The sequence below is a fragment of the Arthrobacter sp. 10T425 genome, from assembly GCF_056393985.1.
Window position 1 is genome coordinate 55,925 of record NZ_JBFTGZ010000003.1, and the last position, 21,946, is coordinate 77,870.

At 68.4% G+C, this 21,946-nt stretch carries 23 protein-coding genes; 11 read left to right on the plus strand and 12 right to left on the minus strand.

All coding sequences use genetic code 11. The features are described 5' to 3' along the window. Position 1 precedes the first annotated feature (1 nt). Genes AC1DDH_RS04510 through AC1DDH_RS04520 form a run of 3 tightly spaced genes read left to right on the plus strand, consistent with a single transcriptional unit; the run spans position 2 to position 2,834 of the window. On the plus strand, positions 2–889 hold the full coding sequence (locus AC1DDH_RS04510; protein ID WP_476856077.1) for an ABC transporter permease: 888 nt from the start codon (positions 2–4) through the stop codon (positions 887–889). Further along, the gene (locus tag AC1DDH_RS04515; protein ID WP_026539571.1) at positions 876–1,703 is read left to right on the plus strand and encodes an ABC transporter permease; all 828 of its coding nucleotides are present in this window, start codon (positions 876–878) and stop codon (positions 1,701–1,703) included. The genes AC1DDH_RS04510 and AC1DDH_RS04515 overlap by 14 nt, the downstream gene beginning before the upstream one ends. A gap of 9 nt (positions 1,704–1,712) precedes the next feature. After that, positions 1,713–2,834, plus strand: coding sequence for an ABC transporter ATP-binding protein (locus tag AC1DDH_RS04520; protein ID WP_476873345.1), 1,122 nt, complete (start codon positions 1,713–1,715; stop codon positions 2,832–2,834). Positions 2,835–3,043: 209 nt separating this feature from the next. Here the strand turns inward: AC1DDH_RS04520 and AC1DDH_RS04525 are convergent, their stop codons facing one another. Next, on the minus strand, positions 3,044–3,886 hold the full coding sequence (locus AC1DDH_RS04525) for an alpha/beta hydrolase (RefSeq protein WP_476849961.1): 843 nt from the start codon (positions 3,884–3,886) through the stop codon (positions 3,044–3,046). A gap of 256 nt (positions 3,887–4,142) precedes the next feature. On the opposite strand from AC1DDH_RS04525, the gene AC1DDH_RS04530 reads away from it, so the two are divergent. Beyond that, entirely contained in the window at positions 4,143–4,559 is a 417-nt protein-coding gene (locus AC1DDH_RS04530; RefSeq protein ID WP_476849960.1) for a DUF7793 family protein, read from the plus strand. 19 nt (positions 4,560–4,578) lie between these two features. On the opposite strand, the gene AC1DDH_RS04535 is transcribed toward AC1DDH_RS04530, so the two are convergent. After that, entirely contained in the window at positions 4,579–5,472 is an 894-nt protein-coding gene (locus AC1DDH_RS04535) for a helix-turn-helix transcriptional regulator (RefSeq protein WP_476849959.1), read from the minus strand. A 144-nt stretch (positions 5,473–5,616) separates the two neighbouring features. On the opposite strand from AC1DDH_RS04535, the gene AC1DDH_RS04540 reads away from it, so the two are divergent. Together AC1DDH_RS04540 and AC1DDH_RS04545 are read left to right on the plus strand one after the other, a co-directional pair. Beyond that, complete coding sequence (locus tag AC1DDH_RS04540; RefSeq protein ID WP_476849958.1) at positions 5,617–6,660, plus strand: NAD(P)-dependent alcohol dehydrogenase; 1,044 nt, start codon at positions 5,617–5,619, stop codon at positions 6,658–6,660. Between the two features lie 87 nt (positions 6,661–6,747). Next, positions 6,748–7,155: a (R)-mandelonitrile lyase gene (locus tag AC1DDH_RS04545; RefSeq protein ID WP_476856078.1), complete on the plus strand. Its 408-nt coding sequence runs from the start codon at positions 6,748–6,750 to the stop codon at positions 7,153–7,155. A gap of 107 nt (positions 7,156–7,262) precedes the next feature. On the opposite strand, the gene AC1DDH_RS04550 is transcribed toward AC1DDH_RS04545, so the two are convergent. Further along, a complete protein-coding gene (locus tag AC1DDH_RS04550) occupies positions 7,263–7,583 on the minus strand; it encodes a GYD domain-containing protein (RefSeq protein ID WP_028275942.1) in 321 nt (106 codons plus the stop codon). A 228-nt stretch (positions 7,584–7,811) separates the two neighbouring features. Between AC1DDH_RS04550 and AC1DDH_RS04555 the strand changes: the two genes are divergently transcribed. After that, the gene (locus AC1DDH_RS04555) at positions 7,812–8,141 is read left to right on the plus strand and encodes an antibiotic biosynthesis monooxygenase family protein (protein ID WP_028275943.1); all 330 of its coding nucleotides are present in this window, start codon (positions 7,812–7,814) and stop codon (positions 8,139–8,141) included. Positions 8,142–8,192: 51 nt separating this feature from the next. Here the strand turns inward: AC1DDH_RS04555 and AC1DDH_RS04560 are convergent, their stop codons facing one another. Both AC1DDH_RS04560 and AC1DDH_RS04565 read right to left on the minus strand, forming a co-directional pair. Further along, positions 8,193–8,795: a DUF6919 domain-containing protein gene (locus tag AC1DDH_RS04560; RefSeq protein ID WP_223914749.1), complete on the minus strand. Its 603-nt coding sequence runs from the start codon at positions 8,793–8,795 to the stop codon at positions 8,193–8,195. Further along, positions 8,796–9,335, minus strand: a complete 540-nt coding sequence (locus AC1DDH_RS04565) for an SRPBCC family protein (protein ID WP_476849954.1) — start codon at positions 9,333–9,335, stop codon at positions 8,796–8,798. A gap of 283 nt (positions 9,336–9,618) precedes the next feature. Here AC1DDH_RS04565 and AC1DDH_RS04570 point away from each other — a divergent pair, with 283 nt between their 5' ends. Then, entirely contained in the window at positions 9,619–10,602 is a 984-nt protein-coding gene (locus tag AC1DDH_RS04570; protein WP_476856081.1) for an ABC transporter substrate-binding protein, read from the plus strand. Between the two features lie 170 nt (positions 10,603–10,772). Here AC1DDH_RS04570 and AC1DDH_RS04575 read toward each other — a convergent pair whose 3' ends face one another. Genes AC1DDH_RS04575 through AC1DDH_RS04605 form a run of 7 tightly spaced genes read right to left on the minus strand, consistent with a single transcriptional unit; the run spans position 10,773 to position 18,438 of the window. Further along, on the minus strand, positions 10,773–12,218 hold the full coding sequence (locus tag AC1DDH_RS04575; protein ID WP_476954931.1) for an NtaA/DmoA family FMN-dependent monooxygenase: 1,446 nt from the start codon (positions 12,216–12,218) through the stop codon (positions 10,773–10,775). A 10-nt stretch (positions 12,219–12,228) separates the two neighbouring features. Then, complete coding sequence (locus tag AC1DDH_RS04580; protein ID WP_476954932.1) at positions 12,229–13,389, minus strand: LLM class flavin-dependent oxidoreductase; 1,161 nt, start codon at positions 13,387–13,389, stop codon at positions 12,229–12,231. Beyond that, positions 13,386–14,285, minus strand: coding sequence for a DUF1684 domain-containing protein (locus AC1DDH_RS04585; protein ID WP_476954933.1), 900 nt, complete (start codon positions 14,283–14,285; stop codon positions 13,386–13,388). Before AC1DDH_RS04585 ends, AC1DDH_RS04580 begins: the two co-directional genes overlap by 4 nt. After that, the gene (locus tag AC1DDH_RS04590; protein WP_476954934.1) at positions 14,269–15,429 is read right to left on the minus strand and encodes an LLM class flavin-dependent oxidoreductase; all 1,161 of its coding nucleotides are present in this window, start codon (positions 15,427–15,429) and stop codon (positions 14,269–14,271) included. Before AC1DDH_RS04590 ends, AC1DDH_RS04585 begins: the two co-directional genes overlap by 17 nt. Further along, positions 15,426–16,469, minus strand: a complete 1,044-nt coding sequence (locus AC1DDH_RS04595; protein WP_476954935.1) for an ABC transporter substrate-binding protein — start codon at positions 16,467–16,469, stop codon at positions 15,426–15,428. Before AC1DDH_RS04595 ends, AC1DDH_RS04590 begins: the two co-directional genes overlap by 4 nt. A 14-nt stretch (positions 16,470–16,483) precedes the next feature. Further along, the gene (locus tag AC1DDH_RS04600; RefSeq protein ID WP_476954936.1) at positions 16,484–17,344 is read right to left on the minus strand and encodes an amino acid ABC transporter ATP-binding protein; all 861 of its coding nucleotides are present in this window, start codon (positions 17,342–17,344) and stop codon (positions 16,484–16,486) included. Continuing rightward, the gene (locus AC1DDH_RS04605; protein WP_476954937.1) at positions 17,341–18,438 is read right to left on the minus strand and encodes an amino acid ABC transporter permease; all 1,098 of its coding nucleotides are present in this window, start codon (positions 18,436–18,438) and stop codon (positions 17,341–17,343) included. Before AC1DDH_RS04605 ends, AC1DDH_RS04600 begins: the two co-directional genes overlap by 4 nt. Before the next feature lie 241 nt (positions 18,439–18,679). Here AC1DDH_RS04605 and AC1DDH_RS04610 point away from each other — a divergent pair, with 241 nt between their 5' ends. The 3 genes from AC1DDH_RS04610 to AC1DDH_RS04620 all read left to right on the plus strand — a co-directional run bounded on the left by AC1DDH_RS04610 (position 18,680) and on the right by AC1DDH_RS04620 (position 21,945). After that, positions 18,680–20,686, plus strand: coding sequence for an FAD/NAD(P)-binding protein (locus AC1DDH_RS04610; protein WP_476954938.1), 2,007 nt, complete (start codon positions 18,680–18,682; stop codon positions 20,684–20,686). Beyond that, entirely contained in the window at positions 20,683–21,288 is a 606-nt protein-coding gene (locus AC1DDH_RS04615; protein ID WP_476954939.1) for a GNAT family N-acetyltransferase, read from the plus strand. Before AC1DDH_RS04610 ends, AC1DDH_RS04615 begins: the two co-directional genes overlap by 4 nt. An 81-nt stretch (positions 21,289–21,369) precedes the next feature. Beyond that, complete coding sequence (locus AC1DDH_RS04620; protein ID WP_476954940.1) at positions 21,370–21,945, plus strand: LacI family DNA-binding transcriptional regulator; 576 nt, start codon at positions 21,370–21,372, stop codon at positions 21,943–21,945. Position 21,946 lies beyond the last annotated feature (1 nt).

The following is a 21,946-nucleotide window of genomic DNA, read 5'->3' on the forward strand; positions in this document are numbered from 1 at the left end:
CATGAGCAACGCAACCCTCGAACGGCCCCGGCCGCGGGGCCGCGGCGCGCCTGCCTCCGCCGAGGCAGCACCCCGACGGCGGCGCAGCGGCTGGTGGCTGCTGCTGGCTCCGATCCTTGCCTTCGACGTCGTGCTGTTCCTGACGCCGCTGGGCAAACTGGTCGGCGCAAGCTTCGCCGACAACGCCTACCAGCGGGTCCTCGAGGACCCGCTGGTGATGCGCGCCCTGGTCAACACCCTGACCATCAGCCTGGCCAGCACCATTGTCACCGTGGTGCTGGGCTACATCATCGCCATGGTCCTGTGGCGGGCCGGCAACGTCACCCGGGTGATCCTGTTCGCCGTCGTACTCCTGCCGTTCTGGACCGGCATCCTGGTGAAGAACTTCGCCTGGGCGGTCCTGCTCCAGGACAACGGCATTGTGAACGCCTTCCTGCAGGGAATCGGGCTGACCGGTGCGCCGATCCCGTTGCTGCACAACCGGTTCGCCGTGATCGTCGGCATGGTGCACTGTCTCCTGCCGTACGCGGTGTTCCCGATCTTCTCCTCGCTGACATCGATCGATGACCGGCTGGGGCTCGCGGCCCGCTCCCTTGGCGCGCGGGAAGGATCCGTCTTCCGCAGGATCACGCTGCCGCTGAGCATGCCCGGCATTTCCGCGGCCGGGCTGCTGGTCTTCATCATCAGCACAGGCTTCTTCATCACCCCGGTGGTGATGGGCGGGCCCGGCGACATGATGATCGCCAACCAGATCGACTACTACGCCCGACAGCTCACGGACTTCTCCGGGGCCGCTGCGCTGGCCGTCATCCTGACGGTCATGGTCAGCATCCTCGTGGCCGTCTACCAGCGCGTCCTCAAGGCAGGAGGCCAACATGAAGACAACTAATCCACAGCACCGGCTGCTGGCGCTTCTTTCCATCCCGGCCTTCCTGTTCCTCGTCATTCCGACGGCGATTGTGGTGCCGGTCGCGCTGAACGACAGCCGCTACATCACCTTCCCGCCGGAGGGAATCTCCTTCGCCGCCGTGGCCGGATTCTTCGCCGACCGGGCCTGGACCTCCGCCCTGACGGCCAGCCTGCAGTCGGCGGCGATCGCCGTCGTGATCGGCGTGCTGCTGGGCGCCACTGCGGCGATCGGCCTGCACGGGCGCAAGTTTCCCGGCCAGCCCGCCGTGGTGGGTCTGATCCTCGCGCCGATGATCGTGCCGACCGTGGTGCTGGCGCTGGCGTTCTACCAGTTCTTCATCTCGATCGGCATGGTGGGCAGCATCGTCCCCATCGGCCTTGCGCACGCCGTGATCGCGACCCCCTATGTGTACCTGACCACCCGCGCCAGCCTCGCCGGGCTCAACCCGGCCCTGGTCCGGTCGGCGCAGAGCCTCGGGGCCGGACCGCTCTCCGTCCTGCGGCACGTGTATCTGCCCATCATCCTGCCCGGCCTGATCTCCGGGGCGCTCTTCGCGTTCTCGGTCTCCATCGATGAGACGGTGATGTCCCTGTTCATGCAGTCCCCGGGGGCCACCACGTTGCCGGTGAAGATGTTCACGGATATCCAGTTCAACCTGACCCCGAAGATCGCGGTGTCCTCCGCCCTGCTGGTCAGCGTCGCCACCATCGGGCTGCTGCTCCAGGTCTTGTTTGTCCTCAAGCGCCGCTCTTCAACCCGGATGCTGCCGCTGGCCGTGTCCGCACAAACGTAAGGAAAGTCGATGACCGCATCAGTGATTTCCGCGGGGCCCATTCCCGGCACGGGCAGGGCCGCCCAGGGCGCCATTGAGCTCCGCCAGGTCAGCAAGCACTACGGCGACGTCGTTGCCGTGGACGAACTGGACCTGACAGTCCAGCCGGGGGAGTTCGTGACCCTCCTGGGCCCAAGCGGCTCCGGCAAGACGACCACCATGATGATGGTGGCGGGGTTTGAAGAACACACCGCCGGAGCCATCCTCATTGACGGCAAACCCGTGGACATGCTGCCGCCCCGGGACCGCAATCTCGGTGTCGTGTTTCAGAACTACGCCCTGTTCCCGCACATGAGCGCGCTGGAAAACGTGGAGTTTGCGCTGCGCATGAGGAAGGTGCCGCGCGCGGAACGCCGCCAGCGCGCCGAGGAAGCCCTCGACCGTGTGGGACTGGGCAAGATGGGCGGGCGCAAGCCGCGCCAGCTCTCGGGCGGACAGCAGCAGCGGGTGGCGCTGGCCCGGGCGCTGGTCTTCAACCCGGCGGCCCTGCTGCTGGATGAGCCGATGGCAGCCCTGGACAAGCGCCTTCGCGAGCAGATGCAGGAGGAGATCAAGACCCTGCAGAAGGGCCTGGGCATCTCCGTGCTGTTCGTGACGCACGACCAGGACGAGGCCATGGCCATGTCGGACCGGATCGTGGTGATGCGGGACGGGAAGATCGTGCAGTCCGGCCCGCCGGAGGAGGTGTACAACCACCCCATGACCGACTGGGTGGCCAGCTTCCTGGGCGACACCAACCTCATCCCGTGCACCATCGTGGAGCGCAACGGCGAGGAAGCCGTGGTGGACCTCGGCGGGCTGGGGATGGCAAAGGTCCGGGACCGCGGGGCAAGCGGTGAGAACTACGCCGTCTCCATCCGCCCGGAGCACCTCAAATTCAGGACACGGGCCGCGGCGGGCAACGGATGCGCCGCGACCCTGGTGTCCTCCACGAATCTTGGCGCCACGGTCCGCCACCGCCTCACTGCCGGCGGCCACGACCTCCAGCTCCGTGAGCTGAGCTCCGACAGTGTCGCCGGGATCCGGCCGGACGAGGAGTTGTGGGTGGGCTGGGACGCGGACAAGGCCCAGCTGCTGGTCCTGGAGTCCTGACCGCGGGATGCTGTGACGGCCGGGCAGCTTCCGGCACCCCTCCGCGGGACATGCCCTCCTCCGGCGCCCAGGGATGGACATATGCCCACTATGTCCATCCCTGGGCCGCGCCGGGGGACGTGTCCATTCCTGAGGGGGGACATGTCCACTGCTGAGCGCCGGCAGGGGGCATGCCCTCGGCCGGACACGTTGACTCTGGCCGGCAGTACTCAGCCGAACTCTTTGATGAAGTCCAGGGCGGTTTGGGCGACCTCAGGCCAGCCGTGATCGATCGTGAGAGAGTGGCCGCGGTCCGGCAGCTCCTTGATTGCCGTGTGCGCCGAATTTCTTTTTTGACGCTTGTAGGACGCATTGGCGATGGCCCACGGCACGGTGTGGTCTTTCTCCCCGGAGATGATCAGCAACGGCCCCCGATCCGGATTCTTCGTGTCGACCTTGGCCTCGGTGAACGGGTTGAGGTTTGCGGTTGCAGCCTGGAACAGAGGCACGCCAGAGGCCGCGACATGAAAGGTGTCAAACAATTGACGGGCTTCGTCCTCGTCCAGGGCATTGGCCCAGCCGAAACGGAATTCGTCAAAAGTCAAAGACACTGCACGCTTTGCGTTGGCGGGATTCGCGATCACAGGCGCTGCTGACTTTAAGGCGGAGGCCGGCAGCGGCAGGACTCCCCGGAACGGTGCGGGATCGATCGCCACCGTGACTGCGGCGGCTCCGGTTCCGGCGATCCTCTGGGCGATGAGTCCGCCGAAGGAATGCCCCACGACAGCGGGCTTGATGGTGAGCTGGCCAATCGCGTCGAGGTAGTGGTCCGTGACTTGCCTGACCATCTTCTTGGCAAAGACCTCCGGGTCGCGTCTGGCCTCATCGACGCTTTCGGGATCATCGGGCCACGTGGGGGCGAGCGTGGTGTAGCCGTTCTCCTCATACAGGGCCCGCCACCGGTCCCAACTGCTGGACAGGAGCCACAGTCCGTGGACGAAGACGACGGGTTTGAGGCCGGAAGCGTTCGCCCGGTCCACCTGCTGTTGCTCGAGGTTCGTCATATCAGCCATGGCGCTCATCCGTTCGCGTGTGCATCGCGGGTCGTCGGTGGGGGACGCGGGGACGTCCTCCCGCAGGCACGAGTATGCCTGCGGGGCATGGCGAAGGCAATGCCTTTGCTGAATACCGGCACGGGCTGCGGGCCACGTGGCACCCGGGGTACGCCTTGCCGGTCAGCGACGCGGAGTGCAGCCATGGTTTGCGGTCCGCCACGCGCACCGGGCCCCAAACCCGTGGCTTGTCAGGACCGGCCCTACAATGGTCTCGATGATGCCAGGACATATAGCAGCTGCTGACGGAAAGAACGTGCTGAGCATCAGTGCGGGCATCATCACATCCGTCTGGCAGCCGGGCACGTTTGTTGATGTCGACGATGCCAGGGACGCGATGCTGGCCGTAGCGCAGATCAGCGGCGGAATACCGATGCCGATGCTCTCCGAAATGACGGACGTGGAGATCAGCGCGGCCGCCAGGTACGAGTTCGCGCAGACAACAGGGGTTCTGGCGATTGCCGTGCTTGGATCGAGCACAGTGGATCGTGTGATCGCGGCGGCCATGAGCCGGCACACCCGCTACCCCCACGAATTCTTCACGTCCCGGGACGAGGCCATGGCCTGGCTGAACAACTTCACCTCCAGCGGCCAGTCCGGTGGATACACGGACGGCATATCCGCCCTGGCGTGACAGTGCCGGCCTGCCCCGGTTAGGCCTTGTCCACCGTAAAAGCCGCCCCGGCCTCCTTGACTTGCTGGTTGGTCGCGGCCCAGCTGGCCAGCAGCCGCAGCGCATCTTCCGACGCGGAGCCGGGCTCGGCGTTGTAGACCAGCAGGGACAGCCCGGCGTCGGCGGAGACGTCCATTGCCTCGTACATCAGGTGGAGATCCCCGACCACCGGGTGGTGCAAGTGCTTGAGCCCGGTGTAGTGCTGGCGCACGTTATGCGCCGCCCACAAGGTGCGGAATTCCTCGCTCCGCGTCGATAGTTCCCCGACCAGGTCGGTCAGCCCGCGGTCGTAGGGGTCCCGGCCGGCCTCGGTGCGCAGGATCGCGACGGTGTCGCTCGCCGCACGGCCCCAGTCCGGGTAGAAGCTGCGCGATCGTGCGTCCAGGAAGATGAACCGGGCATGGTTGGCCGGGCGGGCCGGACCCGCGTACATGTCCGAATACAGGGCATGGCCCAGCGGGTTGGCCGCAAGGATGTCCATGCGTCCGTTCCGCACAAAGGCGGGCGCGTTGGCGATGGCGTTCAGCGTCAGCTGAACGCTGCGCCGGACGGACTCCGCGGGACGGGGACGACGGCGGGTCCGGCTGCCCGGGGCCGCTGCCCGGGCCAGATCGAAGAGGTGGGCCCGTTCGGCGTCGTCGAGTTGCAGGGCCCTGGCCACAGCGTCCAGCACCCCCTCCGAAACGCCGGACAGGTTTCCCCGCTCCAGCCTCGTGTAGTACTCGACGCTGACGCCGGCCAGCATGGCGACTTCCCCGCGGCGGAGTCCGGGGACCCGGCGTTTCGCGCCGTAGATCGGCAATCCCGACTCTTCGGGGGTGATCTTGGCCCGGCGCGAGGCAAGGAACTCGCGGGTCGCCTCTCGATTATCCATGCCATCAACGTTAGGCCTTTGGGCTCTCTGAGGGAGGCCCTGCCAGTACCCCTATCAGCAGGGACTCCCTCACGGCTGCGTTACCGGGTTTGATGGATGGTGTTCCGTTGAACAACCCCCAACGATCAACAAGCAGGAGATTCATTGCCTACCGTCAACGCTTACGCATCACCGTCCGCGACCGAGCCGCTCGCCCTCACCACCATCGAGCGCCGCGACGTTGGACCGCACGATGTCCTGATCGAGATCAAGTACGCCGGGATCTGCCATTCCGATATCCACACTGTCCGCGGCGACTGGGGCCCGCAGACCTATCCGCTGGTTCCCGGCCATGAAATTGCCGGCATTGTCACCGAGGTGGGCACGGCCGTGACCAAGCACGCCGTCGGTGACCGGGTCGGCGTCGGCTGCATGGTCAACTCCTGCGGCGAGTGCGTCAACTGCCAGGCCGGCGAGGAGCAATACTGCCTCGCCGGGAACACCGGCACCTATGGCGCCGTCGACCGTGACGGCACCATCACCCAGGGCGGCTACTCCACCCACGTCGTTGTGACCGAAGATTTCGTGGTCACCATTCCCGAGGGCATCGAGCTCGACGTCGCCGCGCCGCTGCTGTGCGCCGGCATCACCACCTACTCGCCGCTGAACCACTGGGGCGCGGGTCCCGGCAAGAAGGTCGCGATCGTCGGACTCGGCGGACTCGGCCACATGGCGGTCAAGATCGCCCACGCCATGGGCGCCGAGGTCACGGTCCTGTCGCAGTCGCTGAAGAAGCAGGAAGACGGGCTGAAGCTGGGCGCGGACCATTACTACGCCACGAGCGACGAGAACACTTTCACGGACCTTGCCGGCACTTTTGACCTGATCATCAACACGGTCAGTGCCGCGATCGACATCAGCTCCTACCTGCAGCTGCTGACCCTCGACGGCGCACTGGTCAACGTCGGCGCCCCCGCGGAACCGCTCCCGGTGAACGCGTTCGCCCTGATCATGGGCCGCCGTTCCTTCGCCGGCTCGATGATCGGCGGCATCCGGGAAACCCAGGAAATGCTCAACTTCTGCGCCGAGCACGGCCTGGGCGCCGAAATCGAGGTCATCCCGGCCGCGAAGATCAACGACGCCTACGAGCGCGTCCTGGCCTCCGACGTCCGCTACCGCTTCGTGATCGACACCGCGACCCTGAACTAGGACGCAGCAGCGCACGAAGAACCCCGGGAGTGGGCGGACGCGGCCTCCGGTCGCGCCCGCCACCCGACAAAAACACCCTGTGAGGAAATGACAGTGGAAATCCAAGCCAGGAAGCCAAGCGTCAAGGGACCGGCGCAGATGTTCACCGGCGACGTCTGGTTTGACGTCGTCGCGGCCCCGCAGCCCGAACCGTCCCGCATGCGCGTCAACGCGGTGCACTTTGCCCCGTGCGCCCGCACGGCCTGGCACTCGCACGCCGTCGGACAGACCCTGCACGTCACCGAAGGTGTCGGCCTGGTCCAGGCCCGCGGCGGCGAAGTGACCGAAATCCGCCCCGGCGACACGATCTACACGCCGCCGGGCGAATGGCACTGGCACGGGGCCGCGCCGGACCATTTCATGACCCACCTCGCGATGTGGGAAGCGCCAGCAGAGGGCGCGGAGTCCGAGTGGGGTGACCTCGTGACCGACGAGGAATACAACGGTGCCAAGTAGCACGACCGCCAGGCAGTTAGCGCGGCTGCGCTAAAACATCCGGCGCTGCCGGTGCGGGGCCAGCCCGGGGGACTGGCCCCGCACCGGCACGCCGGGCACCGTGTGGGCTATTGCCCGGGGGCCCGGTACGACGGCGTCTTCTTGGCTGCCGCGTCGAGATCCTCTGCTGACATGAGCGGTTTCATGTGCAGGTTCACGGCGCCGGTGGAATTGATCATCAGTGACAGGGCGACGGCGTCGGCCTGGTCGGGGATATCGAAGACTCCGACAACGTCGGTCTCCCCGAAAGCGTAGTAGAAGCTTTCCAGCGAGCCGTCCACCGATTTGAGGGCTTCGACAACGGCATCACGCCGTTTGGTGCCGCCCTCACGCATGAGTCCCTTGATTCCGTCGCCGACGTAGTTCGCTTCGAACAGATATTTGCTCATCGTTTTTCCTATCCTGTGTTCGCCCGGGACATCGGCATCCGAACGTGTGCCCGCTCCCAACGATGGAAGGTCCGAGGCTGGCCCCAGAGTGGGGGTCTGCCCACATGCTAGGCCTTCCACTTCACCCTTACAACGGTTCATTTGCGGCCACAACCGGGCTCCGGGCGGTCCGGCACTACCGCCGGCCGGAGGACAGGAACATAATCGGCGTATCAACCCGTACGGACAATGGAGGCGATCGACGTGTCTGTTTATACGCTCGGAATCTGGCTGGTGCATCCCGGCCGCGAGAACGATTTTGTGCAGGCCTGGCGGGATCTGGCCAGGAAGACGAAGGAAGACTTTCCCAACGCCAAAGCCGTGCTGATGCACGATCGCGACGTCAAGAACAGATTCATCAGCACCGGCCCGTGGGAGTCCCTGGAACAGATTGAACAGTGGCGGGATTCTGCCCTGTTCAAGCAGGGCCTCGAGGCAATGAAGGACATGCTGGAGCATTTCGAGGCGCGCACCCTGGACGAGGCCGCGAGCATCGGGTGGGATGCGACCGATATGTGAATTTACCGGGAACCGGGTCGCCGCCGGCAGCGCGGCGCGCGTTCCCGCCGGCTAAGCGGCCTGCAGCGCCTCGAGTACGGCGGCCAACAGGACATCGTTCCGGCCCCAGACGGGGTCGAAGATTTCCACGTACCAGGCATCCGCCAGGACCAGGGCCAAGGTCTCGTTGGTCTCGGCTGCCCAGTCCCTGAGCTGGTCCTCCCCAACGGGCCCCTCGCTGCTGCCGAGCAAGGTCGCGACGTCGTCGTCCTGTACGGTCACCGGGATGGAGACGCTGCTCGCCTCGCCGGGGTCGTGGACGACCGTCACCAGGCCGGTCCGTGCGGACAGGGCCAGGAGTGCCGTCGCCGCCTCCGGGCCGCAGAAGGCCGTCACGTAGGCGCGCTGCGCGAGGCCCCCGGCCTGAACGCCCGGCTGCGATTCCTTGGTGAAGAGCCCGTTGCGGTTCAGCCGGGCGAGCTCTCCGGCGATGGCCGCGGTCTCCTCGTCGAACCCGGGCGCGAAGACTCCCGGCTGGTATTGGCTGTTGCCCTCCAGCCAACGGGCGGTCAGTTCGCCGGCCGCCGGGATCGTGGAGGCCTGCCGCCAGACTTCGCGGTCCGCGAGAAGCCGGCCGAAGCTGTCCCGTTCCGTCGTGAACCTGGCCTCTGACATTTAGGCCTCCTGTGCTGTGGGGTGCGGGGTGGACTGCGCCGTGAGATGTGGGGTGGGGTGCGTCTGCGGGGCGTGGTGCTGCAGGAGGACGGACAACCGTTCGCAGCTGATCCGCAACGCCTCCAGTTCACGCCGGCTGTAGTCCTCGATGATCGCACGGATCCGCTCGGTGAGGTGCTCGTCGTCGACCTCGAACTCATGGTTCAGCGTGACCACGGAGAGCCCGTCCGCCGGCAGGATCGCCCAGTCGCCGCCGAGCTCCCGGAACGGGGGCTCGAGGTCCAGCTGGTGGAACTGGGCGCGGTGGCTGGCGGTGTCAAAGACGCGCCAGCAGTGGCTTGAACTGAGTGAGCCGTTGGACACCACGGACGTGCGCAGCTCGTGGCCGGCGTCGTCGCCGCTGACGCGCTCCGAGTACACCGTCAGGCCCTCGAGGTAGGGCCAGTGTGAGGCGTCGCGCAGCATGCTGAAGACAAGGTCCGCCGGGGCGTTGATGCCGAGCCGGTGCGTGGTCCGGTGCGTTTGCTGGTGCGTGCTCACTGACAAGTTCACCCCTCCTGTGTCGTGCTGTCACCTTGCAGGTCTTCTATGCAGGCTAGGCCAGTTGCGGCCTGCCGTGAACAATTCCGTCCCGTCGCGTCACGCAGGGCAATCTTCGGTAACACAGGGCGTCCGCAGGCAGCGTCCGCGGACGCCGGATGAACGGGTATTACCGCCTGTATCCCTTGGTTTCACCCGGTTTCACGGCGCTTTGACCGGCTCTCCCGGGCCCCGGATAGTTGCTGGCACCAGCACCATTTCAGTCCACTCTCAAGGGGAGAACATGTCCAGTCTTTCTTTTAAATCAGGCGCCGCGGTCGCGTTGGCGGCCACCACTGTCCTGGGTCTGGCGGCCTGCTCCGATCCCGGCGCCGCCGCTGCCGGCGGCCCGTCGGCAGCGGCGTCGTCGTCCACCGGGGTGAAGCAGTTCAACCTCTCGCCGCAGCAGGACCGCGTCAAGGCCACGGTGGATGCCGCGGCCGCCGCGCTCGTCCCGGAAGCCATTAAGAAGGACGGGAAGCTGACCGTGGCGGTGAGCCCGTTTGCGGCGCCGCTGGCCGTTTACGCCACCGACAACAAGACCCCGGTGGGCAACGAGGTGGATATCGCCGTCGCTCTGGCCGAGTCCCTGGGCCTGGAGGCAGACATTGTCCCGACGGCCTGGGCCGACTGGCCGCTCGGCGTCGATTCCGGCAAGTACGAGGCTGTGCTCTCCAATGTCACCGTCACGGAGGAGCGCAAGCTCAAGTTCGACTTCGCCAGCTACCGTGAGGACAAGCTCGGCTTCTACGCCAAGGCGGACAGCAGCGTCACCAAGGTCGAATCGGCCCCGGACGTCGCCGGCAAGCGCGTGATCGTCGGTTCCGGCACCAACCAGGAGGCAATCCTGCTGCGCTGGGATGAGGAGAACAAGAAAAACGGCCTCAAGCCCGTGGAGTTCCAGTATTACGACGACGACTCCGCCTCCCAGCTCGCCATCCAGTCCGGACGGGCGGACCTCACGTTCGGCCCCAACGCCACGGCGGCCTACAAGGCGGCCTCCGACGCCAAGACAAAGCTCGTCGGCCTGGTCGACGGCGGCTGGCCGCTGAAGGCCAGCATCGCCGTCACCACCAAGAAGGACAACGGGTTTGCCGCAGCGGCCCAGGCCGGACTGAACCATCTGATCCAGGACGGAAGCTACGCCAAGATCCTGGACCGCTGGGGGTTGTCCGCGGAAGCCGTCGCGAAGTCGGAGCTGAATCCGGCGGGCTTGCCGAAGAAGTAGCCCGCCCTAAATCCAACGCGGGGTCACATCGCGCCCATCCCGGAGAGGATTATGGGCGCGATGTGACCCCGCGTTGGTTGAATGAACGGTGCCGAAAGCCAACGAATCCCCGCCGGGAACGTCTGCGGCGGGGATTCGTTGTGCCTGCGTGGTGAAGCAGCGGTGATCGTCTAGGCCTGTGCCGTGACCGAACCTGAATCGATGCCGGCCTCGACGCTGGCACCTGGGCGCACCGGGGTGGCCAGGCCGAGGTTCTCCCGCAGCGTGCTGCCCGCGTATTCCGTGGGGTACACGCCGCGCTCCTGCAGTTCCGGGACGAGGTGGTTGACGATGTCGTCGAGGCCGGACGGGATCAGCCACGGCGAGATGTTGAAGCCGTCGACGGCACCGGTCCGGGCATACTCGCTGAGCCGGTCCGCGACCTCGGTGTACGAGCCGGTGAAGGTGGAGTCGCCCCGGCTGGTCTTGGCCGAGACGAATTGGCGGATGGACAGGCCCTTCTCCGTGGCCTCGGCCCGCCACTGGTCGGTCAACTGGCGTGCCTTGGCGCCGTGGAATCCGCTGCCGCGCGTTTCGGAGGTTTCTTCGACCACGGGGTCGATGTCCGGCAGCGGGCCGTCGGGATCGTAGCCCTGCAGCTCCCGGCCCCAGAACTGTTCGAGGTACGCGATGGCCTGCTGCGGGCCGATCTGCAGACTGCGGACCCAGGCCTTCTTTTCGAGGGCCTCCCGCGGCGTGGCGGCGAGGATGAACTCGCTGGCAGGCATGATCTTCACGTCCTGGGCGCCGCGGCCGGCCCGGAGGGTGCGCTCCACGATGTCGCGGCGGAACTCCAGGGCGTCATCCAGCTGCGGGTGCGCGGAAAAGATGACGTCCGCCTGCCGGGCGGCGAAGTCCCTGCCCGCGGGCGAATCCCCGGCCTGAAACAGCACCGGCCGGTACTGGGCGCTGCGCGGCAGCCGCGGGGTGACGTCGACGGTGTAGTGCCGGCCGGTGTGGCGCACCCGCCGGACCGCGCCCTCCGCCGACCACCGCTCGGCGGAGGCTGAGCCCGCGACGGCGCCGTCGTCCCACGCGTCCCAGATCCGCTTGGCGGTTTCCACGAAGGCCTCGGCGTGGGTGTACCGGTCGGCGTGGTCCAGGTAGCCGCCGCGGCGGAAGTTGGCGCCGGTCCAGGCGTTGTCCGTGGTGACGATGTTCCAGGCGGCGCGGCCGCCGGACAGCAGGTCCAGCGTGGAGAGCCGGTGCGCCAGGTCTGCGGGGTCGTTGTACGTGGTGTTCTGGGTTGCGACCAGCCCGATGTTGGTGGTCACCGCGGCCAAGGCGGCGAGGGCGGTCTGCGCGTCGGGACGGCCGGCGACGTCGAGCGCGTGCGGGCGGCCAAGATGCTCGCGCAGCCGCAGGCCTTCGCCGAGGAAGAACGCCGCGAACAGGCCGCGCTCGGCGGTTTGGGCGATGCGCCGGAACGATTCGAAGTCGGTCTGGGAGCCGGACTCGGCCGCCTTCCAGACGGTTCCGGAGTTGACGCCCTGGAAGAACACGCCCAGCTGGAGCTGACCTGAGGGGATGAACCCGGACGCGGTGAATTCAGCGGCGGGGTGGGTGCCGTGGCTCATGGTGGGCTCCTTAGTTTTCCGCGCCGGGGGCGCTGGATGCGGCGGCGTAGCGGCTGGCTGGCCGTGCCAGCCCCAGCTGATCGCGGAATGTGGCGTCCGGGCTGGTGGGGGCGAGGACCCCGCGCCGGCGCAGTTCGGGCAGCACCAGCCGCGTCAGTTCCTCAAGATCCGTGTCCAGCACGGCGGGGTGCAGGCGGACCCCTTCGGCCCAGGCCAGCACCTCGGTGAGCAGATCGGTAAGCCCGGCCGCCGAGCCGATGAACTGTGCGCGCGGGCTCTGCCACGGGGTGTGGCCGTTCAGCCCGGCCAGCCGCTGGGCGGCGGCCTGGCCGCGGGAGTCCAGCACGACGTCGAGCTCGGCGATCAGCGCAGGCCCCTTCCCGCCGGCGGCGAGGCCTGCGCGCGTCGCCGCGAGCTCGGCGGCCAGGAGCCCGGGCGTCGGGGCCGAGACCAGCAGCGCGTCCGCTGCCCCGGCCGCAACGGCCTCCGGGGCGAGGAGCCCGGCCGGGGCCAGGACAGGCAGCTGGCCCTGGGGCGGCCGCGGAATGATCGACGGACCCTTGACGGAATAGCTGCCGTTTTCGACGTCGATGTAATGCAGCTTGTCGACGTCGAGGTAGCGCCCGGTGGGGACGTCGCGGATCACGGCGTCGTCCTCCCAGGAGTCCCAGAGCCTGCGGCTGACCTCGATCGCATCGGCGGCCTCGCGGGAGAGTCGGTCCCCGCGCACGGTGTCGCGTCCGACGGCGGCGGCATCGGCCGCGCTTGATGAAGCGGCTACCAGCCAGCCGGCCCGTCCGCCGGAGACGTAGTCGAGGCTGGCCAGCTGGGTGGAGATGTGGAACGGCTCGGTGTAGGCGGTGTCCACTTCCGGGATCAGGGCGAGGGAGCGGGTCACGGGGCCGGCGAACGCGGCGCGCTGCAGGGCGTTGAGCCGGGCCGCGGCGTCCGGGTGCCCGGGGGCCGGCATGCCGGGATCGGAAAACGTCGCTGCGTGGAATCCGGCGGACTCGGCGGCGAGCACGGCGCCGCGGAGGTGTTCCGGGCCCAGCACGGACGCGGGTGCTGTGCGGGACACCCGCCACGCGGCCGGGTGGCTGCCGGCGCCGTCGAGCTCCAGCAGGAGCAGGCCGAGTTCGCGGGGCCCGTTCTTGGCGGGATGGGTGCTCATGATGCGTCCTGTCGTTCGTAGGGGATCTGTTCGCCGGCCTCGATGGGCACCGGCAGGCGGTTCTCGGCCGGCGGCAGCGGGCACGTGGCGAGGTCTGTGTAGGCGCACGGCAGGTTCACCGCCCGGTTGAAGTCGAGCCAGACCGTGCCGTGGGCGCCCGGAGCCGCCACGGTGAGCGAGCGGTTGGCCGCGTAGGTGCTCTTGCCCGAGGTCGCGTCCGTGAAGAGGACAGACAGCGTGCCCGGAGTGTGGCCGTTGAATGCGGTGAGGCTCAGGTCCTTGCCGCGGAGCCGGAAGTGGATTTCCCCCGGGGCCTCGTAGACGTGGTGGATTCCTTCGACCGCCGCGCCCACGGTGGTGGGCCGCGGTTCGGCGAACGGGACGAATATTCCTGAAATGGCATATTCAGGGGTGGGGGCGTAGGCGGGCGTCCCGCGGTAGCCGGTGAGCAGCGGGTTCAGGGGATGCCGCGGCCGCACGACATAGCGGCCGCCGCGCTTGGCGAGCTCGATCACGGTATGGCCGGCGCCGGCATCCTCCACCCGCAGATTCATGCCGTCGCGCTCGGGAATCGGGCCGAGAAAAACTGTGGCTCCGGTCCCGTCGGCGTTCAGTTCCTGCCCGTCGCGAAGGACGCGTTCGCCGGCCCCCAAAGCCAGGCGGACTGCGCCGTCCTCGACGCTCCACGTGCCCGGCGCGCCGTCCAGCCGGGCGGGCGCGGCATCGAGCCAGTGCAGGTGGGTGACGGCGAGGAAGCCGTGGGGGCTGGCGCGGTGGCGTTCGTGCGCGGCATGCCAGTCCGCCCAGGCGGCTTCGAATTCCGGGTCGCGGTGGCGGTCGGGACGGCGGTCGGGACGAATGTCAGGACTGCCGTCGGTGTCAGTGGGCGTGGACATGAGAGCTCCTGTGGTGGGTGTGGTCGGCCGTGACGCGGGCGGCGGCGTCGGTCTCAGTAGTGCCGGCGAATGCAGGCCGGCCGGCGTACGGGTCGCCGTCGGCCCAGAGCGTGGTGGGCGCGGCGGCGCGGACGGCCGGAATGATTTCCAGGGCGAAGCGCTCGAGGATTTCCAGCTGCTGGGCGAAGGGCAGTGTGGTGGGCAGCGAGATGGACTGCAGGTCGTGGCCGTAGAGCGCGTGGTAACTGAGGATCTTGTCGATCACCTGCTCCGGGCTGCCCACCAGGGCCGGACCGTCGGCGACGGCGTGGTCGATGTCCCGGTAGGGGGAGTTGTTGCCGGGAACGTTCCGGCCGGTCGTGAGGGCCTCGTAGACCGGGCCGAATTGCCGCTTGGCCTCCTGCGTGGTGTCCGCGATGAACACCCCGCCCGCGCCCGATCCGGAGCCCAGGTACTGGTGCCGGGGATCGTGGCCGTGGCGTGCGTATTCCTCGCGGTAGTGGTCAATGAGCACCTTGTAGTTTTCCCGCGGCTGGATCGCGTTGGCCGTGAACAGCGGATCGCCCCACTGCGCCGCCAGCGCCGCCGAGGCCAGACTGGTGGCGGAGCCGTGCCAGACCCGCGGCGCCCCTGCGAAGGGCCGCGGCGTCGTGGTGGTGGGCTCCGTCAGCGCGGCGCGGAACCTCCCGGACCACGTGACGTTTTCCTCGGTCCACAGCTGGCGGAGCAGGGCATATTTCTCCGCGAGGAGCTCCCACTGGTCCGCCAGGTCCAGGCCGAACAGCGGGTACTGCAGCACCTCATTGCCCTTGCCGATCACCAGTTCCAGCCGGCCGCGGCTGAGCTGGTCGATCGTGGCGTAGTCCTCGGCGACCCGCACCGGGTCCAGCACGGACAGCACCGTCACGCCGCTTTGCAGCCGGATCCTGGTGGTGACGGCGGCGATGGCGGCGAGCACGGTGGTGGGGGAGGAGGAGATGAACTCACCCGCGTGGCGTTCCCCGACGGAGAAGCTGTCGTAGCCGAAGCCCTCCGCCCGGCGCGCGGTCTCCACCACCTGGTTGAGCCGGTCCGCGGTGGAGACGATCTCCCCGGTGACCGGGTTCTTCAGGTGCGGGATGATGTCGAGGACCTGGAACCTCACTGTGTTTTCCCTGTCTGGGCTGTCCCGAAGTTGCCCTCAGTGACGGTTGTGGACTCGGGAAGGGCTTCCTCGGAGAGTCCCCAGCGGTCCAGGACCTTGGCGTAGGAGCCGTCCTTGATCGCGGAGTTCAGGGCGTCCGTGATGGCCGGGGCCAGGCCGTTGCCCTTGAGCGTGGTGGCCGCGACCAGGGTCTCGGACGGCCACCCGGCGTTGACCTTGCCCACCACCTTGAGGTCGTCGCGGGTGTTTTGCCGGTACGTGACGGACGGGTAGGGCGCGAGGTTCAGGTCGGTGCGGCCGGAGGACAGCGCCAGGATGGTGTCGGCGTCGGAGGAGTAGTACTGCAGCACCGCGGGCGCCTTTCCCTTGGCCTCGAGCTCCTTGTTCCAGGCGATCAGGATCTTCTCCTGGTTGGTGCCCGAGCCCACCGAGATCTTCAGCCCGGAGATGTCATCGGAGCCCTTGATGTTGTAACCGGAGCTCTTCTTCGCCTCGAAGCCCATGTACGCGGCGCGGTAGCTGGAGAAGTCGAAGAGCTTCACGCGGGCGGCATTGATGCCCACATTGGAGAACACGGCCTCGAAGTCGCCGGACTGGGTCTTCAACGGCCAGTTCTCCCAGGAGGTCACCTGGACGTCCAGGTCCAGGCCCAGCTTGTCCGCGACCAGCTGGGCCAGGTCCACCTCCACGCCGATCGGGGTCTTGTCGTCCGTGGCGTGGAAGGACAGCGGAATCGCGCCCGCCGTCGTCGCGACGGTCAGCTTGCCGTCCTTGCCGATCAGCGCGGGGACCTTCGCGGCCAGGGATGCGTCCTTCTCGGCCCGGATCCGCTGCTGGTCCGGCGAGGTGTTGTAGACGACGCCGTTGCGGGCAGCCGTCGTCGCCGGATGCCCGCCGGACGCGGCAGATGCGCCGGGATCCGCGCAGCCACTCAGGGCCACGGTGCCGGACAGGGTGCCGATGAGGACGACGGCGGGAAGCGCCGCACGCGTCCGCCGGGGACCAGTACTCGCGCGGGCGGTGCGGAGGGCGGAGCTCATTGCCATGGGGTTCCTTAGATGTTGAAAGCGGGTTCGATGACTTTGGAGAAGAAGCTCCGGGTGCGAACTTCGCGCGGGTTGGTGAAAATTTCCTGGGGTGTGGCTTGCTCGACGATCTGGCCCTGGTCCATGAACACCACCGTGTCGGCGACGTCGCGGGCGAAGCCCATCTCATGCGTGACGATGATCAGCGTGGTGCCGGACCTGGCCAGCCCGCGGATGACGTCAAGGACCTCGTTGACCAGTTCCGGGTCCAGGGCCGACGTGGGCTCGTCGAAGAGCAGGATCTTCGGGTCCAGGGCAAGCGCCCGGGCGATCGCGACGCGCTGCTGCTGGCCGCCGGACAGCTGGCGCGGGTAGGCGCCGGCACGGTCCTTCAGGCCCACGCGGTCCAGCAGTTCCAGCCCGCGGTCGCGGGCCTCGGCCTTGGAGAGCCGGGGTTTTCCGGCCCGCGGCGCGACGATCGGTGCCTCGGTGACGTTTTCCAGCGCGGTCAGGTGCGGGAAGAGGTTGAAGTTCTGGAACACCATGCCGATCTCGGTGCGCTGCTTCAGGATTTCCTTTTCGCGCAACTCGTGGAGCCGGCGCCCGCGGACCTCGTAGCCCACCAGCGTGCCGTCGATCGCGATGAACCCGGCGTCGACCTTTTCGAGGTGGTTGATGGTGCGCAGGAGGGTGGATTTGCCGGATCCGGACGGTCCGACGATCACGGCGACACCCCCGGGCTCGACCGTCAGCGTGATGCCCTTGAGGACTTCCGCGGCGCCGAAGGACTTGCGGACCTTCGTGATCTCGACGAGGCCGCGGGTGGTTACGGCGTCCGTGGCAGCGGCCGCGGACGGGGTCTGGGTGGTCGTACGGAGTGCGGTGCTCATCGGGTGCCCCTTCCCTGGTTCGATTCCCGGGCGGCGGGCGTATGGACGGCGAGGAATTTGCGGGCCTTCTGCAGCGGGGTCAGGGGCAGCGTGCGGACCGCGCCCTTGGAGTAGTGCCGCTCGATGTAGTACTGGAAGACGCTCAGGACCGAGGTGATGACGACGTACCAGAGCGTGGCCACGAGCAGCAGCGGCAGGACCTGCTGGGTGCGGTTGTAAATGACCTGGACGGTGTAGAACAGCTCGGAATAGGCCAGGACGTAGACGATCGAGGTGCCCTTGACCAGGCCGATCACCTCGTTGAAGGCGGTGGGCAGGATGGCCCGCATGGCCTGGGGGAGGACGATCCTGGTGGAACGCCGCCAGGCCGGGATGCCCAGGGCGGTTGCGGCCTCGAGCTGGCCCTGGTCCACGGACAGGATGCCGCCGCGGATGATCTCGGCGGAGTAGGCGGCCTGGTTCAGGGTCAGGCCGAGGACTGCCGCGGCGAACTGGCTGATCAGGGTGGTGGTCTGCGCCTCAAAGAAGCGCACGTCCGTGAAGGGGAGCCCCAGGCTGATTTTCTCGTAGAGGTAGCCCAGGTTGTACCAGAGCAGCATCTGCACCAGCAGCGGCGTGGAGCGGAAAATCCAGGAGAACGTCCAGGAGACGGAGACCAGCAGGGGCGACGCGGACAGCCGCATCAGCGCCAGGATGAACCCCAGGATGAAGCCGAGCGCCCCGGAGATCGCCGTCAGTTTCAGGGTCTCCAGCAGGCCGTTCACGATCGACTGCGCCGTGAACCACTGCGCCACCACGCCCCACTCCCAGCGCGGGTTGGTGGCCAGCGACCAGGCAATGCCGGCCACGCCCACCGCGACGACGGCGGTGCCCACCCAGCGCCACGGATGGCGGGCCGGGACCAGCCGGTAGTCGGCGTAGTCGGTTGCGGCCTTGCGGCCCACCGAACCGGAGCCGACAGTTCCGGCCGGTGCGCGCTCGCCGGCGGGTACGGGTCCTGCGGGCCGGACCTCCGCGGTCTCGGGTGCGGATTCGATGCCGGCGGACGCCGGCTCCGGGGCGGACTGTGCCACCGGGGTTGCTGTTGAACTCATGCGCCACCTCGCTTCTTCCAGTTGCTGTGGGGGTAGTTGGCTGCCAATCTAGGGCCGTGCGAAAACGCGCGGCAAGGCGGCAGGTTGCATACGTTCACGCAGGTTCGCACGGCGTCACACGACGAATTCTTGCCTCGATTTACGCCGCGTTACGCGGGGTGAACGGCCGTGACCGGCGCCTCGACCGGCTCCATTTCGGGTGCCTAGCATGAGGGCTCCGCACCCGAGCCAGGAGACCGTCATGCCAGTGAATGCCCCATCCGTGGTCCTCATCGGCGGCGGCCCGCGCGCGGCCGGGCTGCTGGAACGCCTCGCCGCCAACCGGCCGGAGCTGCTCGACGGCGCCCTGCAGATCCACGTCGTGGAGCCGCACACCCCGGGTGCCGGCAGGATCTGGCGCTACGAGCAGCATCCCGGGCTGATGCTCAACTCCGCGGCGGCGGACGTCACGATGTTCACGGATGCCTCCGTCCAATGCGAGGGACCCGCGGTCGACGGCCCCGGCCTGGCAAAGTGGGCCGCCGGGGTCCTGGACGGGTCCATCGCGGATGTTCCGGAGCTGCCGGCGGAACTCCGGCGCCAGCTGGCCGCCCTCACCGGTGCCAGCTTCCCCACCCGGCAGCTGCAGAGTGTCTACCTGGAATGGTTCTTCCGCCGCTCCGTCGCCGCCCTCGGACCGGACACCACCGTCACCGTGCACCGGGACACGGCGTCCGCCGTCGAGCCGGTGCAGCATGAAGCCGACCAGGGTCCGGAACGCTACCGCGTCCGGCTGGCCGGCGGCGCGGTGCTGCCCGCCGACGTCGTCATCGCCTCCCTGGGGCACACGGATTCGCTGCCCAATGAGGAGTCTGCGGCGTGGGCCGGTTTTGCCGCCCGGCACGGCGCGTTCCACGCGGCGCCCAGCTACACCACCGACGTCGACTACTCACCCCTCGCCGCCGGCCAGGACGTGATTGTCTCCGGCATGGGCCTGGCCTTCGTGGACCTGCTGGTCCTGCTCATGGAGGGCCGCGGCGGCAGGTTCGAGGAGCTGCCAGGCGGCCGCCTGCGCTACGTGCCCTCCGGTGCCGAGCCGCGGCTGTGGGCCGGCTCCCGCCGCGGCGTGCCCTACCACTCCAAGATCACGTCCGCCCTGCGCGGCGACGCAGCAGGCGAGCCGGCGTTCTTCACGGCCGACGCCGTCACGGCGCTTCTGGATGCGCCTGGCGAGGTGGACTTCCGCGCCCAGCTGTGGCCCCTGATCGCCAAGGACGCCGGCTACGCGTACTACCGCGAGCTGTTCACCGGCTACCCGGAACGGGTCCGGACCGGCTGGCGGGAATTCGCCGAACGGTTCGCCGCTGCGGACTGGTACAGCCAGGAGCGCCGGCGGCTCGTCGCCGGGTCCGTCCCGGACGCAGGGCTCCACCTGGACCTCGAACGGCTGGACCATCCCTTCGCCGGCCGCGTTTTCGCCGGCCACGCAGACTTCCAGTCGGCGGTGGCAGCGTACATTGGCCGCGACCTTGAGCTGCGCACCGGGCCGGACCATTCGGAAACCCTGGCCCTGTTCACTTCCTTGCTGAAGTCCTACATGGACCTGGGCCGGCTGGTGCCGTCCGAGCGGCTGAACGCACGGTCGCAGCGGGAGGTCCAGGGCTGGTGGCACGGCTTCTTCAGCTTCGTCGACTCCGGGCCGCCGCCGCGCAGGCTGCGGGAGATGCTGGCGATCCACCGGGCCGGTCTGCTGCAGTTCATTGGCCCGGGACTGGAGATCGAGGCCGCGGAGTACTCGGGCCGGTTCGTCGCCCGCTCGGCCCAATCCGGGATCAGCGTGTCAGCGCCGGCCCTGATCGAGGCCCGGCTCCCGGCGCCGTCGGTGGCCCGCTCCGCGAACCCGCTGCTGCGCCAGCTGCACGCCTCCGGGCTCGGCACTGAACAGCAGCTCCTCACTGCCGACGGCACGCACGCGACCGGACGGCTCCTGGTGTCCGCCCACAACGAGCTCATCAGTCCGGTGGGGGAGCGGCGCGAACGGCTGTTCGGCGTCGGGCCCGGTACTTCCGGCTGGGGCGCCGGCGCCTTCGCCCGGCCCGGCACCAACGCCGCGCCGTTCCGCGAAAACGATGCCCTGGCCCGGCGAGTCCTGAAACTGCTGGCGAACCCCAACAACGGCCCGGCCGACAGCGGCCTGGCCAACAACGATCAAACGGACGCCGGCCGGGCGGTGCCGCAGGCCGCCGCCGGCGGAAAGGACCCGTCATGACCCCGTCCCCACCACACACCCCGCCCGTGGACACCCCGCCCGTGGACACCGCCGCGCTGACGGTCCTCAATCTCCCCATGAGCGATCCCAGGGTCCGTCCGCTCCTGGACGAGCTCGCGCTCGAATACGACACCCGCTACGGCAGCCTCTTTGGCCGCGGGGCCGCCGCGGAGGAACTCAACCGTTACCCGGCCGAGGAATTCGCCGCGCCGGGCGGGGCCCTGCTGATTGTGCGCGAGAACGGCGAATCCGTGGCCGGCGGCGCGTTCCGCCGGCACGGCCCGCAGACCGCCGAGTTCAAGCGGATCTGGACGCATTCAGCGCACCGCCGCCGCGGACTGGCCCGGTTTGTCCTTGCCGAGCTGGAGGCGCTGGCCGGCCGTCGCGGCTACCGGAAGGTCTACCTGACAACCGGCCCGCGCCAGCCGGAGGCGAAACACCTCTACCTGAGCACCGGTTACGAGGCACAGTTCGATCTCTCCGCCGACCCGGAAACCATCGGGCCGCTGGCATTCACCAAGGACCTGCCCGCCGCAAACCCCGCCGCGAACCCCGCCGCGCTGCTTGGTCGGTGTGGGCCGGGAACCGGCGCTTCGGGCTAGAGTTCACACAGGGGGTCTGCCCTAAAACAACGTTTTCACGAGCCGCCGCGGACCCGGCGGAGAAACAGCCGGGAGTCATCAGTGCGGCCTGGATCCAAGCCCACCATCCGCGATGTCGCGCAGACGGCCGGGGTCTCCCTGACCACCGTCTCCTATGTGCTCTCCGGCCGCTCCGGCGGTACCACCCGGATCAGCGAAGCCACCCAGGACCGGGTGCACGCCGCGGTCCGCGAACTTGGCTATGTGGCCAACAGTGCCGCCCGGGGAATGCGCCGGGGCCGGACGGAGCTGGTGGCCGTGGCCGTCCCGAACCTCGAGCAGCCCCGGGACAGGGCCATCGCCACGGTGCTGGCCAGGATCCTGCCGGAGCACGGCTACCAGTCGGTCATCCTGCTGGGCGGGAACTGGCGGCAGTTCATGCTCTCCGGCGGAGCCGACGGCGTGATCCACACCAGCGCGCCGAAGACGGACGACGATTCCGGCGCCATGGCAGAGCCCGCCGGCCGCGGCACGCCCCACGTGTTCATCACGGACGACGCCGGGCCCGGCAGCCTTGCTGTCCAGGACGGACACGAGGTGGTCCCCGCCGGCACGGACACCCCCGAGATCCTGGCCGGGCGCGCCGTCACTCTGCTGCTGGCACAGTTGCGGGGTTAGG

What these genes read in the sequence shown, in the direction of transcription:
- AC1DDH_RS04510 (WP_476856077.1), top strand. Translation starts at nt 2, where the DNA reads ATGAGCAACGCAACCCTCGAACGGCCCCGGCCGCGGGGCCGCGGCGCG.
- AC1DDH_RS04515 (WP_026539571.1), top strand. Translation starts at nt 876, where the DNA reads ATGAAGACAACTAATCCACAGCACCGGCTGCTGGCGCTTCTTTCCATC.
- AC1DDH_RS04520 (WP_476873345.1), top strand. Translation starts at nt 1,713, where the DNA reads ATGACCGCATCAGTGATTTCCGCGGGGCCCATTCCCGGCACGGGCAGG.
- AC1DDH_RS04525 (WP_476849961.1), bottom strand. Translation starts at nt 3,886, where the DNA reads ATGGCTGATATGACGAACCTCGAGCAACAGCAGGTGGACCGGGCGAAC.
- AC1DDH_RS04530 (WP_476849960.1), top strand. Translation starts at nt 4,143, where the DNA reads ATGATGCCAGGACATATAGCAGCTGCTGACGGAAAGAACGTGCTGAGC.
- AC1DDH_RS04535 (WP_476849959.1), bottom strand. Translation starts at nt 5,472, where the DNA reads ATGGATAATCGAGAGGCGACCCGCGAGTTCCTTGCCTCGCGCCGGGCC.
- AC1DDH_RS04545 (WP_476856078.1), top strand. Translation starts at nt 6,748, where the DNA reads ATGACAGTGGAAATCCAAGCCAGGAAGCCAAGCGTCAAGGGACCGGCG.
- AC1DDH_RS04550 (WP_028275942.1), bottom strand. Translation starts at nt 7,583, where the DNA reads ATGAGCAAATATCTGTTCGAAGCGAACTACGTCGGCGACGGAATCAAG.
- AC1DDH_RS04555 (WP_028275943.1), top strand. Translation starts at nt 7,812, where the DNA reads ATGGAGGCGATCGACGTGTCTGTTTATACGCTCGGAATCTGGCTGGTG.
- AC1DDH_RS04560 (WP_223914749.1), bottom strand. Translation starts at nt 8,795, where the DNA reads ATGTCAGAGGCCAGGTTCACGACGGAACGGGACAGCTTCGGCCGGCTT.
- AC1DDH_RS04570 (WP_476856081.1), top strand. Translation starts at nt 9,619, where the DNA reads ATGTCCAGTCTTTCTTTTAAATCAGGCGCCGCGGTCGCGTTGGCGGCC.
- AC1DDH_RS04575 (WP_476954931.1), bottom strand. Translation starts at nt 12,218, where the DNA reads ATGAGCCACGGCACCCACCCCGCCGCTGAATTCACCGCGTCCGGGTTC.
- AC1DDH_RS04580 (WP_476954932.1), bottom strand. Translation starts at nt 13,389, where the DNA reads ATGAGCACCCATCCCGCCAAGAACGGGCCCCGCGAACTCGGCCTGCTC.
- AC1DDH_RS04585 (WP_476954933.1), bottom strand. Translation starts at nt 14,285, where the DNA reads ATGTCCACGCCCACTGACACCGACGGCAGTCCTGACATTCGTCCCGAC.
- AC1DDH_RS04595 (WP_476954935.1), bottom strand. Translation starts at nt 16,469, where the DNA reads ATGAGCTCCGCCCTCCGCACCGCCCGCGCGAGTACTGGTCCCCGGCGG.
- AC1DDH_RS04600 (WP_476954936.1), bottom strand. Translation starts at nt 17,344, where the DNA reads ATGAGCACCGCACTCCGTACGACCACCCAGACCCCGTCCGCGGCCGCT.
- AC1DDH_RS04605 (WP_476954937.1), bottom strand. Translation starts at nt 18,438, where the DNA reads ATGAGTTCAACAGCAACCCCGGTGGCACAGTCCGCCCCGGAGCCGGCG.
- AC1DDH_RS04610 (WP_476954938.1), top strand. Translation starts at nt 18,680, where the DNA reads ATGCCAGTGAATGCCCCATCCGTGGTCCTCATCGGCGGCGGCCCGCGC.
- AC1DDH_RS04615 (WP_476954939.1), top strand. Translation starts at nt 20,683, where the DNA reads ATGACCCCGTCCCCACCACACACCCCGCCCGTGGACACCCCGCCCGTG.